The organism is Streptomyces sp. NPDC014889 (assembly GCF_043081205.1).
In the GTDB taxonomy this organism is placed as follows: Bacteria; Actinomycetota; Actinomycetes; order Streptomycetales; family Streptomycetaceae; genus Streptomyces.
This window is the reverse complement of sequence record NZ_JBIBWH010000001.1, coordinates 12,027-24,330: the sequence shown is the minus strand read 5'-3', so window position 1 is coordinate 24,330 and position 12,304 is coordinate 12,027. Positions and strand designations below refer to the sequence as shown.

The following is a 12,304-nucleotide window of genomic DNA, read 5'->3' as shown; positions in this document are numbered from 1 at the left end:
CCTCGTACAGGGCTTCGAACAGTGACGGGCCTCGCAGGCTAACAACCGCCCACGTCGGCGCGTACGGTCGCCCCTGGTGCGGGAACGTCGGCCACCGGACCCGGCCGGCCGGGGTGGCCGCCGTGCCCGGGGACGAACTGCCCGCAGCGCTCGAGGGGTTGGAGCGGCTCGACGTCGATGTGCGGGACGTGCGGCCACCGCCCTGGACGCGCCGGCCGAACGGTGGCCTGCGAAGGCCCTGCCCCGTCGGCCCCCTCGCGCGCCCAACCGGCGGCGAGGGCCGGTCCTGTGTCCTCCTGCGCCGCTTCTTACGCGCGGGAGCGCCGGAATGCACCCGTCCAGCGGCGACCCGCCCGGCCCCCTTGAACAGGCGCCCGCCGTGCCGCCCGAGCACGATGCCAGGGAGGCCTCCGCCCGGTGGCCGCCACGGTCCGCGCTCTCAGGAGGCTCCGCCATGTCCGCCACTCTGGAGCAGTTGCGCCGCTGCCACTTCGCCGTCGACCTGGGAGCGGCACGGACCCGTGTCTACGTCAAGGGCCCCGGACTCGTCGTCGACCAGCCCTCGGTCGCGGCCGTGAACACCCGTAACGGGGCCCTGATCGCGGTCGGGGAGTTCGCGGAGAGGATGACGGGCCGCACCCCCGCGTACATCCGGGTCGTCCGCCCGGTCTCCGGCGGCACGGTCGTCGACATCGAGATGGCGCAGCGCATGCTGCGGCACCTGCTCGGCGACGGGACGCGCCGCGCCCTGCGCCGCAAGGCGCCCCGGCTGCGGGCCGCCGCCTGCACCCCGCACGACGCCGATCCGCTCGCCCAGCGGGCCACGATCGAGACGCTGGTCGGGCTCGGCGCGCGGCGCGTGGAACTCGTCGACACGCTCATCGCCGCCGCCGTCGGCTGCGGGCTGCCCGTGGAGCGGCCCGAGGCCACCATGATCATGGTGTGCGGGGCCGCGGCCACCCAGGTGGCCGTCCTCTCGCTCGGCTCGATCGTCGCCGCCGAACGCATTCCCGTCGGCGGGGAGGCCGTCGACCAGGCCATCGTGCAACACCTGCGCCTCGCCCACTCGTTGACGCTGCCCAGCCAGTCCCTTCGGCCGCTCCAGATCGCCCTGTCCGCCAACGGGCTCACCCCGTCGGGCCCGGCGTCCACCGAGATCCACGGGCGCGACGTGGCCACCGGGCTGGCCCGGTCCGTGCGGATCGACACGGCCGCCGTGCGGGAGGCCATCCAGACGCCGTTGACCGCCGTGCTCGACGGCATCTACAAGGTGCTCCGCGTGTGCCCGCCCGATCTGGTGGCCGACCTCGCCGACCGCGGGATCATGATGGTCGGCGGCTCCGCGCTGCTGCCGGGCCTGGACCAGATGCTCCGCGACGCCACCGGCATGCCGGTGCACATCGCCGAACGCCCCGACGTGTGCGCGATCCAGGGCCTCGGCGCGATGCTGGAGGGCGAGATCGAGCCGATGGTACTCAACCCACTGGGGGCGTAGGCGCGTCGACCGGCCGGGACCATAGGCGCGTCAACCGCCTGAATCCCCGGAGGCGCGGCGGCGGCCAACCCCCTGGAGGGTAAGCGCGTTGACCGGCCGGGGCACCGGGCGCCCGGTGACGACCAGCCCGCCCGGAGGCGTAGACGCGTTGAACGCCCGAGGTGCCGATGGTCCGATCGCGGCCAACCCGGCCGGGGCACAAGCACGTCGACCGCGAGGAAGGCCCGAGGCACGGCGGCGCGTCGACCGCCCAGGGTGCCAGGGGCACTGTGGCGGTCAACCCGGTCCGAAGTGTCGGCTGTTGAATCGCCGAGGTGCCGGGGCCACGGTGGGGGTCAGTCGGTGAACCAGCAGCGGACCGTGGTGCCTTCCTCGCCAGTGTGCACGCGGACCAGGTCGGCGACGAGGTTGACCAGCAGCAGGCCGCGGCCGCCGCGCTGGTCGCGGGGGGCGGGCCGGCGGCCGGCCAGTGGATCGTCCAGGCGGCCCTTGTCCCGCACCTCGCACAGCACGCACCCGTCCTGCGCCCACATCCGCAGCTCGCCCGAACCGCCCGCGTGCACCACGCTGTTGGTGGTCAGCTCGGCCACGACCAGGGCCAGGTCCTCCAGCCGGGTGGCCGCGGACCCGAGGCGCGCGCCCTCGGCGACAGCGACGTGCCGGGCCTGCGACAACGAGCCCGCCGTGAAGGAGAACGACAACGCGTCCGGCACCGGCGGCAGCGGCTCGTTGTACCGGGCGACGACCCGCTCGGGGGCGTAGGAGGCGCTCTCCCGCTCCCCGGCGGCACCGGAGGGAATGACCACGGGGTGGGTGGCGTGCGCGTCCGCGAGGGCCCGTCCACCGAGCCGGGCGGCGTCGTACGGGCACAGGATGGTGACCTCGCGGCCATGGAAGGCCGGGTTGATCAGCGCCTCGTGCTGGGCGCAGGCCGGGTACTCGACGGGCGTACGGCCGTCCCAGACCGGCTCGCCGATGATCCGCACCCGGCGTCCGGGCGGCTGGGCGTCGGCGAAGGCCCGCAGCACCGCGGGGATGATCCGCCCGGGGTTGCGCCCGACCTCGCGCATGTCGAGCAGCCGTACGGACCCGGCGTCGGCGCCGAGACCGGCCTCGATCAGCCGGAGGTTGTCACCGGGCACGGCCACCGCGACCGGCTCGCCGGACTCCAGTCCTTCGCGCACGAAGGGCACGGTGCCCGCGAGGTACTCCCGCTCGTCCCGGTAGAACAGGGCGGGGTGGCCGAAGGGTTCCGCGGTCGCGGTCATGACGTCGACACCTCCGTCCCCGGCAGCGCGGGCCAGAACATCTCCGTTGCCGCCGGACGCGAGGCCCACTGTCCTCCGCCCGTCCGGCACCTACGCCATACGCGTACCCACTGCTCTCCCGGCAAGGCCCGTCGATCCATGAACGAGGCTCACACGGACCGGCTCCGGTGTCGCGGGACACGTTCGCCCCTCCCTTCGCTCCGTGCGCCCTGGCAGGCCCGTTCCCGGGCGTGTGTAGTCGTGCGGGGAGCGGGCAGACGCAGGACAGCACCGCCGGGGTTCCGTGGCTACCTAGGTCCTGTCGTCAAATTCCCGTCTGCCCCGCGACGTCTGGCACGCTCCCCCAAGCTCTTCGAGCAGGGGGCACCCCCACTCGCCGCACCGGGCGAAAGCCCGAGTACGCCCAGTACGAGGACTTCCGCCCGGCACTCCCCCAAGCTCTTCGAGCAGGGGGGACCCCCAGAGCACGCACCAGACGCCGCGGGGCCGCCCTTCGGGCGACGACGGGAATTTGACGACAGGACCTAGCGCCGCGGCGTGCGTCCGCGTACGGACCGGCGGAGGACGGGGAGCGCGACGTCGCGAAGACGCGCGAGGACTGCCGAGGACGGACGAGGACGGACGAGGCGGAGATGGCCGCAGCGGCACCACGAGTTCACGTACGACGGCGGAGCACCCCGGCCGGCACGCTCACCGTCGACGTCCGCACGGACCCGGTGGCCGACCGGGCGTCGCTCACCGCGCGCGGTGAGCTGGTCCACGGCTGCGCCGAGGCCCTGGCCCAGGCGCTGGCCGAGCTGCCGCCGGACATCGAACGGGTCGACCTGGACGTGTCCGGGGTGACGTTCATGGACACCGCCGGACTGGAACTCCTGGACACCCTCGACGACCGCGGCCGGCGTCCGCCGGTCCGGGTGACCGCGTCCGGCTGGACGGGGCAGCCGCGCCGCGTCCTGGAGCTGACCGGCCTGGACGGCGCGGACCCGCCCCGGCCGTCGGCCGGCGCCGCGGATCCGGAGCGGCCGGCGCCGCAGGGCGCCTCGGCGGTGGCCCTGGAGCGGATGGAACGGCTGCTCCAGCTCGAGACGGAGGTCGATCAACTCCGCCGCGCCATGTCGTCCCGTCCGGTGATCGACCAGGCCCGCGGCATCCTGATGGCCACCCACGCGTGCACCGCGGAACAGGCCTGGGACATCCTCCGGGAGGCCTCCCAGCGGTCCAACACCAAGCTGCACACGGTGGCCGCCGCGATCACCGCCGGCGCCCGCGACGACGGCCCCGCGCCGCCCCCGGAGATCCGTACGGCCCTGCGGGCCGCGCTCGCCCGGCACACCGGCCCCGGCCCGGACACACCGCGGCCCGAAGACGGCCCGGACCATGTGGAGGGCCCGGACACACCGCCGGCACGGTGACGGACCCGCCACCGGGGTACCCGGAACGCGGACGAGTGACCAGCCCCGTCCGCAGGAGTCACCCCTCCGCAGGAGTCACCACCATGAGAGAGCACACCCCTTCCCAGGCCGAGGGCGAACGCGACGACGAGGGCGCGCAGCGCGCCGCAGAACCGCCGGAGACGCCGTACCCGACCCCTTCCCAGGCCGAGGGCGACCGCGACGATCTGCCGGAGACCGCCGACCCCGCCGACGACCGTTCCTGAAGCGGCCCGCCAGTGACCCGTCAGTGGCCCGTCCGCGCGAGCCGTTGCTCCGGCAGAGTGCAAAACGCGCCAACACGCGCCGATGGCCCCCGGATCCACTTCCGGGGGCCACAGACTGGCTGGAAATGACCGGCTTAACCGCTGGTCACATCGATTCTGCGCGGGTAGCGCCTGGTGGGGCGGGTGGGACTCGAACCCACGGCCGACGGATTATGAGTCCGCTGCTCTAACCGGCTGAGCTACCGCCCCTTTGCGGCGCGTCGCGTACAAGTGTGCGCGCCGTCTGCCGCAGCATAGCCGCTCATACGATCTCCTGCTTCGGATGGTCGTCTTCCGCGGCCCTTCACGACCTGGAGGACTTCACCGCGACCGCGGCGGTTCCCCAAGGGCATGAAACCGGACATGAAAAAGGACCCCGGAGGGTCCTCGTTCAGCATGCTCCCCCGACTGGACTCGAACCAGTAACCTGCCGGTTAACAGCCGGCTGCTCTGCCAATTGAGCTACGGAGGACCGAGCTCCCCCGACTGGACTCGAACCAGTAACCTGCCGGTTAACAGCCGGCTGCTCTGCCAATTGAGCTACGGAGGAATGCCTCGTTGCATCGAACGCACCTACCTGGGTATCCGCCAGGGGGCGCGCGCTCGCTGCGACACATACATTAGCGCAAGCAGGGGGGTGCTCCGCCAATCGGTTCTCCCCGGCTGTGACCTCGAGGCAAGGGAAGGGTGGCCGCCATGCGTTACCGGCTCACGTTCATCGCAGGGATCGCCGTGGGTTACGTGCTGGGCACGAGGGCCGGACGTGAGCGCTACGAGCAGCTGAAGGTCTACGCCGACCGGATCGCCCGGAACCCCGCCGTGCGCAACACCGCCGAGACCGCGGCGCAGCAGGGCCGGCAGTTCGCGGACCGGGCCTACCACACGGTCAGCGAGAAGGTCGGCGACCGCATTCCCGAGTCGGTCGCCCAGCGGGTGCGCTCCCTGCGCGCCCACGCCAACGGCAGCGGCGAGGACGACTGGGGCACCAGCAACACGTGACCGGCCCGCCCCGGCGGCACCGCGTGCACACCCCTTGCGGCGCCGGGGCGGCCGCGGCCCGAGCAAGGGCGGCGGTACGGCAGAATTTCGGCCATGGGGATAGTCGCCGGGTTGGACAGTTCGCCCGATTTCACTCGTATCGTCGTTTGTGACGCGGACACGGGGTCCGTACTCAGGCAGGGATATGCGCCGCATCCGGTGGAGACGCCGGAGGGCGGCGGGCGTTCCGCCGACGTCGATCCGCAGGCCTGGCTGCTGTCCCTCGGGGAGGCCGCGGGCGGCGGGCTCCTGGAGGGTGTGCAGGCGATCGGCGTCTCCGCGCAGCAGAACGCGCTGGTCCCGATCGACGCCCAGGGAGCCACCGTGCGGCCCGCGATGGTCGGCGGCGACCGGCGGGCGCAGGTCGCCGCGGCGGACCTGATCGACGCGCTCGGCGGCCGCGAGGTCTGGGCGCAGGCGGTCGGCTGTGTGCCGCAGGCCCCGCTGCCGGTGACCAAGCTGCGCTGGTTCGCCAAGAACGAGCCCGAGGCCGCCCGGCGCACCGCGCTCCTGCTCCAGGCGCACGACTGGCTGGTGTGGCAGTTGCTGGGGCGGCCGCTGCGCCGCACCACCGACCGCGGCGGCGCCTCCGGCACCGGCTACTGGTCCGCCGCCACCGGTGCCTACCGGCCCGACCTCGTGGAGCTGGCGCTCGGCCGGCAGGCCGCGCTGCCCGACGTGATCGGCCCGGCCGAGGCGGCCGGCACCACCCCGGAGGGGCTGCTGATCTCGGCCGGGACCGGAGAGACCATGGCCGCGGCCTTCGGCCTGGGGCTCGGCCTGGGCGACGCGGTCGTCTCCCTCGGTGCCTCCGGTTCGGTGATGGCCGTTCACCCCGAGGCGCTCGTCGACCCGACGGGGATGATCACCTCGCTCGCCGACGCCACCGGCATGCACCTTCCGGTCGTGACCACGCTGAACGCGGTGCGGGCGCTGCGCGGCACCGCCGAACTGCTGGGCATGTCCGACCTGGAGGGCCTGTCGGACCTGGCGATGAAGTCGACGCCGGGCTCGCACGGGCTCGTGCTGCTGCCCTATCTGGAGGGCGAGCGGACGCCCAACCTGCCGCACACCGCCGGGATGCTCGCCGGGCTCCGGCGGGAGTCGATGAAGGCGGAGCATGTGGCGCGGGCCGCGTTCGAGGGCATGCTGTGCGGGCTCGCGGACGCGCTCGACGTGCTGCGCGGCCGGGGCGTCGAGGTGCGCAGGGTCTTCCTGCTCGGCCCCGCCGCCGAACTGCCCGCCGTACAGGCCGTCGCGCCGGCGGTGTTCGGCGCGCAGGTCGTCGTACCACAGCCGGCCGACTACGCCGCGATCGGCGCCGCCCGGCAGGCCGCCTGGGCGCTCGGCGCCTCCCGGGGCGCCCTCGATCCGCGCACACCGCCGGCCTGGCAGGGCGCGGTGGCCCAGGTCCTCGAGCCCGGCGAGGATCTGGCGGTGGGCCAGGCGGTGCGCCAGCAGTACGTGTCGGTACGTGAGCAGGTTCACCCGGGAGCGTTTCTCGGTTGACGCCGCGCCTCGTCATCTCTTCCGACCCACAGCCTTTTTCGGGCTTATAGGACATAAGGGGGCAAGTGCGAGGTCGCAACAGCCACCCGTACGAGGGCGTTTGAGACATAACGGTTCACTCGTGCGGTGGATCGCCCGACGCGAGGTCAAGGGCCGGCCAAGGCTCGCTCATTGACCCGCGGGCGGGTTAATCGGTTGAGGTAACACGGGTGGAGTGTTCGACGATAGGTGCCAGGGGACACCGACCGCCCCCACCGCCGACTGCGAGAGACCCAGCGTGCTCATAAGACTCCTGCGGACCTATCTCAGGCCCTACAAGAAACCCATCGCCCTGCTGGTGCTGCTGCAGTTCCTGCAGACCTGCGCCACGCTCTACCTGCCCACGCTGAACGCCCACATTATCGACAACGGTGTGGTGAAGGGTGACACCGGATACATCCTGACGTTCGGCGCCGTGATGATCGGCATCTCCCTTGCACAGGTCGTGTGCAACATCGGTGCCGTCTACTTCGGCGCCCGCACCGCCTCGGCGCTCGGCCGGGACGTACGGGCTGCCGTGTTCGACCGTGTGCAGTCCTTCTCTGCCCGCGAGGTCGGCAACTTCGGGGCGCCCTCCCTCATCACGCGGACGACGAACGACGTTCAGCAGGTCCAGATGCTGGTCCTGATGACGTTCACCCTGATGGTGTCGGCGCCCATCATGTGTGTGGGCGGTGTCGTCCTGGCCCTCGGCCTCGACGTGCCGCTGTCCGCGGTGCTGGTCGCGGTCGTCCCCGTGCTCGGCATCTGCGTGACCCTGATCGTGCGCCGGCTGCGTCCGCTGTTCCGGTCCATGCAGAAGCGCCTGGACGTGGTGAACCGGGTGCTGCGCGAGCAGATCACCGGCAACCGAGTGATCCGCGCCTTCGTCCGCGACGAGTACGAGAAGGACCGCTTCCGCAGGGCCAACGCGGACCTGACGGAGATGTCGCTGGCCACCGGCCGGCTGCTCGCGCTGATGTTCCCGATGGTGATGACGGTGGTCAACCTGTCGTCCATCGCCGTGGTGTGGTTCGGCGCCCACCGTATCGACAGCGGCGGGATGCAGATCGGCGACCTGACCGCGTTCCTCGCCTATCTGATGCAGATCGTGATGTCCGTGATGATGGCCACCTTCATGTTCATGATGGTGCCGCGCGCGGAGGTGTGCGCCGAGCGCATCCAGGAGGTCCTGGACACCGAGTCCAGCGTCGTGCCGCCCGTCGCGCCCGTGACCGAGCTGCGCCGCCACGGACATCTGGAGATCCGCGGTGCGGGCTTCCGCTACCCGGGGGCCGAGGAGCCCGTGCTGCGGGCCATCGACCTGGTCGCCCGCCCCGGCGAGGTGACCGCCGTCATCGGCTCGACCGGCAGCGGCAAGTCCACCCTGCTCGGTCTGGTGCCCCGGCTGTTCGACGCGACCGACGGAGAGGTCCTCGTCGACGGCGTGGACGTGCGCACCGTGGGTCCGGAGCTGCTCGCCAGGACGGTCGGCCTGGTGCCGCAGAAGCCGTACCTGTTCGCGGGCACCGTCGCGACCAACCTGCGTTACGGCAATCCGGACGCCACCGACGAGGAACTGTGGCACGCGCTGAAGGTGGCGCAGGCCAGGGACTTCGTCAGCGGTCTTGAGGGCGGCCTGGACGCGCCGATCTCCCAGGGCGGCACCAATGTCTCCGGCGGCCAGCGCCAGCGCCTGGCCATCGCCCGCACCCTGGTGCAGCGCCCGGAGATCTACCTCTTCGACGACTCCTTCTCGGCCCTCGACTACGCCACCGACGCGGCCCTGCGGGCGGCGCTGGGACGCGAGACCGCCGAGGCGACCGTCGTCATCGTCGCCCAGCGCGTGGCCACCATCCGCGACGCCGACCGGATCGTCGTCCTGGACGAGGGACGGGTCGTCGGCACCGGCCGCCACCACGAGCTGATGGCGGACAACGAGACCTACCGGGAGATCGTGCTCTCCCAGCTCACGGAAGCGGAGGCAGCCTGATGGCCGGGCCGATGGGGCGCATGATGGGCGGGTCCGGGCCCGACAACCGCTCGCTGAACTTCAAGGAGTCGAGCAAACGGCTCATCGCCCAGTTCAAGCCCGAACGGGTCACCGTCGCCGCTCTGGTGCTGTGCGTGGTCGTGAGCGTCACGCTCAGCGTGATCGGGCCGAAGATCCTCGGCAAGGCCACCGACCTGGTCTTCGCGGGGATCGTCGGCCGGCAGATGCCGGCCGGGGCGACCAAGGACGAGATCCTCGCCTCCATGCGGGAGCGCGGCCAGGGCGCGATCGCCGACATGCTCAGGAGCACCGACTTCACCCCCGGCAAGGGCATCGACTTCGGTTCCGTCGGTGAGGTCCTGCTGTTCGCGCTGAGCACGTTCCTGGTGGCCGGCCTGCTGATGGGGGTGGCGACGCGACTGGTGAACCGGTCGGTGAACCGCACCGTGTTCCGGATGCGCGAGGACGTGCAGACCAAGCTGTCGCGGCTGCCGCTGTCGTACTTCGACAAGCGCCAGCGCGGCGAGGTGCTCTCCCGCGCCACCAACGACATCGACAACATCGGGCAGACGCTGAACCAGTCGATGGGCCAGCTGATCAACTCGTTGCTGACCATCATCGGCGTGCTCGTCATGATGTTCTACGTCTCCTGGATTCTGGCGCTGGTCGCGCTGGTGACCGTGCCGCTGTCGTTCGTCGTCGCCACCCGCGTGGGCAAGCGGTCGCAGCCGCACTTCGTGCAGCAGTGGCGCTCGACGGGCCAGCTCAACGCGCACATCGAGGAGATGTACACCGGGCACACCCTGGTGAAGGTGTTCGGCCGGCAGGAGGAGTCGGCGCAGCAGTTCGCCGAGCAGAACGAGGCGTTGTACGAGGCCGGGTTCAAGGCGCAGTTCAACAGCGGCATCATGCAGCCGCTGATGATGTTCGTCTCGAACATCAACTATGTGCTGGTGGCCGTCGTCGGCGGTCTCCGGGTCGCCTCCGGCACGCTGTCCATCGGTGACGTGCAGGCCTTCATCCAGTACTCGCGGCAGTTCTCGATGCCGCTGACCCAGGTGGCCTCCATGGCGAACCTGGTGCAGTCCGGCGTCGCCTCGGCCGAGCGCGTCTTCGAACTGCTCGACGCCGAGGAGCAGTCGGCGGACCCGGTGCCGGGCGTACGGCCGGAGGAGCTGCGCGGGCGGGTCGCGCTGGAGCACGTGTCGTTCCGCTACGACCCCGAGAAGCCGCTCATCGAGGACCTGTCGCTGACGGTGGAGCCCGGCCACAAGGTCGCGATCGTCGGCCCGACCGGCGCGGGCAAGACCACGCTGGTCAACCTGCTGATGCGGTTCTACGACGTCACCGGCGGGCGCGTCACGCTCGACGGCATCGACATCGGGAAGATGTCGCGGGACGAGCTGCGGTCCGGGATCGGCATGGTGCTCCAGGACACCTGGCTGTTCGGCGGCACCATCGCGGAGAACATCGCTTACGGCGCCTCCCGCGAGGTCACCCGCGGCGAGATCGAGGAGGCGGCGCGGGCCGCGCACGCCGACCGGTTCGTGCGTACGCTGCCCGACGGCTACGACACCGTGATCGACGACGAGGGTTCCGGGGTGAGCGCCGGTGAGAAGCAGCTCATCACCATCGCGCGGGCGTTCCTGTCCGACCCGGTGATCCTCGTCCTGGACGAGGCGACCAGCTCGGTCGACACCCGTACCGAGGTGCTGATCCAGAAGGCGATGACCAAACTCCAGCACGGCAGGACGTCGTTCGTCATCGCCCACCGGCTCTCCACGATCCGGGACGCGGACACGATCCTCGTCATGGAGAACGGCGCCATCGTCGAACAGGGCGCCCACGACGAGCTGCTGGCGGCCGACGGGGCGTACGCGCGCCTGTACAAGGCGCAGTTCGCGCAGGCGGTCGCCGAAGTGGACTGACCGGCGGTGCCTGGTGCCGCAGGGCCGCTCGCCCGGGGTGAGCGGCCCTGCGGCCTGTTCCGCCGGACAGGCCCCAGGTCAGTCCAGGTAACCGCGGAGCTGGTCGGCGAAGGCGTGGTCGCGCAGCTTGCTGAGGGTCTTCGACTCGATCTGGCGTATGCGCTCGCGGGTCACGCCGAAGATGCGCCCTATCTCCTCCAGCGTGCGCGGGCGCCCGTCGACGAGCCCGTACCGCAGTTGCACGACCTTGCGCTCGCGCTCCCCCAGCGTGGACAGCACGGCCTCCAGGTGCTCGCGCAGCAGCAGGAACGCCGCCGACTCCACGGGCGAGGCGGCGTCGCCGTCCTCGATCAGGTCACCGAGGGCGACCTCGTCCTCCTCGCCGACCGGGGCGTGCAGGGAGACCGGCTCCTGGGCGAGCCGCAGGACCTCGCTCACCCGCTCGGGCGGCAGGTCGAGATGGGCGGCGACCTCCTCGGGGGGCGGCTCGTAGCCACGTTCCTGGAGCATCCGCCGCTGCACCCGTACGACCCGGTTGATGAGTTCGACGACGTGCACGGGCACGCGGATGGTGCGGGCCTGGTCGGCCAGGGCGCGGGACATGGCCTGGCGGATCCACCAGGTGGCGTAGGTGGAGAACTTGTAGCCGCGGGCGTAGTCGAACTTCTCCACGGCCCGGATGAGCCCGAGGTTGCCCTCCTGCACGAGGTCGAGCATGGTGAGCCCCCGGCCGACGTACCGCTTTGCCACGGACACCACCAGCCGCAGGTTCGCCTCGATCAGCCGGCGCTTGGCCATCCGGCCCAGGACGACGATCCGGTCCAGGTCCAGGGCGAGCCGGCTGTCCAGGTCCGGGGTGGTGGTCAGCTTCTCCTCCGCGAACAGACCGGCCTCCACACGCCGGGCCAGCTCGACCTCCTCGGCGGCGGTGAGCAGCGGGATCCGGCCGATCTCCCGCAGGTACTGGCGGAACAGATCGGAGGAGGGACCGCCGCTCTCGGTACGGGCGGGAACCGGCTCCGGAAGCTCGGCCTGGGCCTCCGCCTCCGGGTCAGGTCCGGCGCTGCCCGGTCCGGCGGGGACGTCGGTCTGGGTGAGGGTCTGGGTCTGCACGGGGGCGACCTCCAGGATGATCGCTGCTGAGGCGTGCGGCAGCGGTACCAGCGGGGCGGAGTCGGCGGTCTCGCCGCCGCCGTCCGTCCCGTACGCGAAGAGCACAGCCGCGGGGATGCGTCACCCGGGAGGGGCGGAGCGGCCGCGCTCCGAGGACTCAGGCAACCGGACCCAGTGTGGGGTACGACACATCGCCGCCACGAGGGGCGTGCGACGACTTTTTGCGACCGGTGCGTGACCGGCCGG

At 71.7% G+C, this 12,304-nt stretch carries 9 protein-coding genes and 3 tRNA genes; 7 read left to right on the top strand and 5 right to left on the bottom strand.

Annotated elements, in window-relative coordinates; genetic code table 11:
• Positions 1 to 454 precede the first annotated feature (454 nt).
• On the top strand, positions 455 to 1,495 hold the full coding sequence (locus ACF09J_RS00105) for a rod shape-determining protein (protein WP_392303095.1): 1,041 nt from the start codon (positions 455 to 457) through the stop codon (positions 1,493 to 1,495).
• Positions 1,496 to 1,830: 335 nt separating this feature from the next.
• On the opposite strand, the gene ACF09J_RS00100 is transcribed toward ACF09J_RS00105, so the two are convergent.
• The gene (locus ACF09J_RS00100; protein WP_392303094.1) at positions 1,831 to 2,763 is read right to left on the bottom strand and encodes an anti-sigma factor RsbA family regulatory protein; all 933 of its coding nucleotides are present in this window, start codon (positions 2,761 to 2,763) and stop codon (positions 1,831 to 1,833) included.
• A 632-nt stretch (positions 2,764 to 3,395) separates the two neighbouring features.
• Between ACF09J_RS00100 and ACF09J_RS00095 the strand changes: the two genes are divergently transcribed.
• Together ACF09J_RS00095 and ACF09J_RS00090 are read left to right on the top strand one after the other, a co-directional pair.
• On the top strand, positions 3,396 to 4,175 hold the full coding sequence (locus ACF09J_RS00095; RefSeq protein WP_392303093.1) for an ANTAR domain-containing response regulator: 780 nt from the start codon (positions 3,396 to 3,398) through the stop codon (positions 4,173 to 4,175).
• Positions 4,176 to 4,258: 83 nt separating this feature from the next.
• Positions 4,259 to 4,420 carry a hypothetical protein gene (locus tag ACF09J_RS00090; protein ID WP_392303092.1) on the top strand — a complete coding sequence of 54 codons (162 nt, stop codon included), beginning with the start codon at positions 4,259 to 4,261 and terminating at the stop codon, positions 4,418 to 4,420.
• 172 nt (positions 4,421 to 4,592) lie between these two features.
• On the opposite strand, the gene ACF09J_RS00085 is transcribed toward ACF09J_RS00090, so the two are convergent.
• From ACF09J_RS00085 to ACF09J_RS00075, 3 genes are all read right to left on the bottom strand, one after another.
• A tRNA-Ile gene (locus ACF09J_RS00085) sits at positions 4,593 to 4,669 on the bottom strand.
• 189 nt (positions 4,670 to 4,858) lie between these two features.
• A tRNA-Asn gene (locus ACF09J_RS00080) sits at positions 4,859 to 4,931 on the bottom strand.
• Between the two features lie 5 nt (positions 4,932 to 4,936).
• Positions 4,937 to 5,009 (bottom strand) — tRNA-Asn (locus tag ACF09J_RS00075).
• A gap of 146 nt (positions 5,010 to 5,155) precedes the next feature.
• Between ACF09J_RS00075 and ACF09J_RS00070 the strand changes: the two genes are divergently transcribed.
• The 4 genes from ACF09J_RS00070 (at position 5,156) to ACF09J_RS00055 (ending at position 10,945) form a co-directional block, all read left to right on the top strand.
• Entirely contained in the window at positions 5,156 to 5,458 is a 303-nt protein-coding gene (locus ACF09J_RS00070) for a YtxH domain-containing protein (RefSeq protein ID WP_392303091.1), read from the top strand.
• A 93-nt stretch (positions 5,459 to 5,551) separates the two neighbouring features.
• Positions 5,552 to 7,006 (top strand): FGGY family carbohydrate kinase, encoded by a 1,455-nt coding sequence (locus ACF09J_RS00065; RefSeq protein WP_392303090.1) that lies wholly within the window; start codon positions 5,552 to 5,554, stop codon positions 7,004 to 7,006.
• A gap of 277 nt (positions 7,007 to 7,283) precedes the next feature.
• Positions 7,284 to 9,017 carry an ABC transporter ATP-binding protein gene (locus ACF09J_RS00060; protein WP_392303089.1) on the top strand — a complete coding sequence of 578 codons (1,734 nt, stop codon included), beginning with the start codon at positions 7,284 to 7,286 and terminating at the stop codon, positions 9,015 to 9,017.
• Positions 9,017 to 10,945 (top strand): ABC transporter ATP-binding protein, encoded by a 1,929-nt coding sequence (locus ACF09J_RS00055; RefSeq protein WP_392303088.1) that lies wholly within the window; start codon positions 9,017 to 9,019, stop codon positions 10,943 to 10,945. Before ACF09J_RS00060 ends, ACF09J_RS00055 begins: the two co-directional genes overlap by 1 nt.
• 78 nt (positions 10,946 to 11,023) lie before the next feature.
• Here the strand turns inward: ACF09J_RS00055 and ACF09J_RS00050 are convergent, their stop codons facing one another.
• The gene (locus ACF09J_RS00050) at positions 11,024 to 12,175 is read right to left on the bottom strand and encodes an RNA polymerase sigma factor (protein ID WP_392303618.1); all 1,152 of its coding nucleotides are present in this window, start codon (positions 12,173 to 12,175) and stop codon (positions 11,024 to 11,026) included.
• Positions 12,176 to 12,304 lie beyond the last annotated feature (129 nt).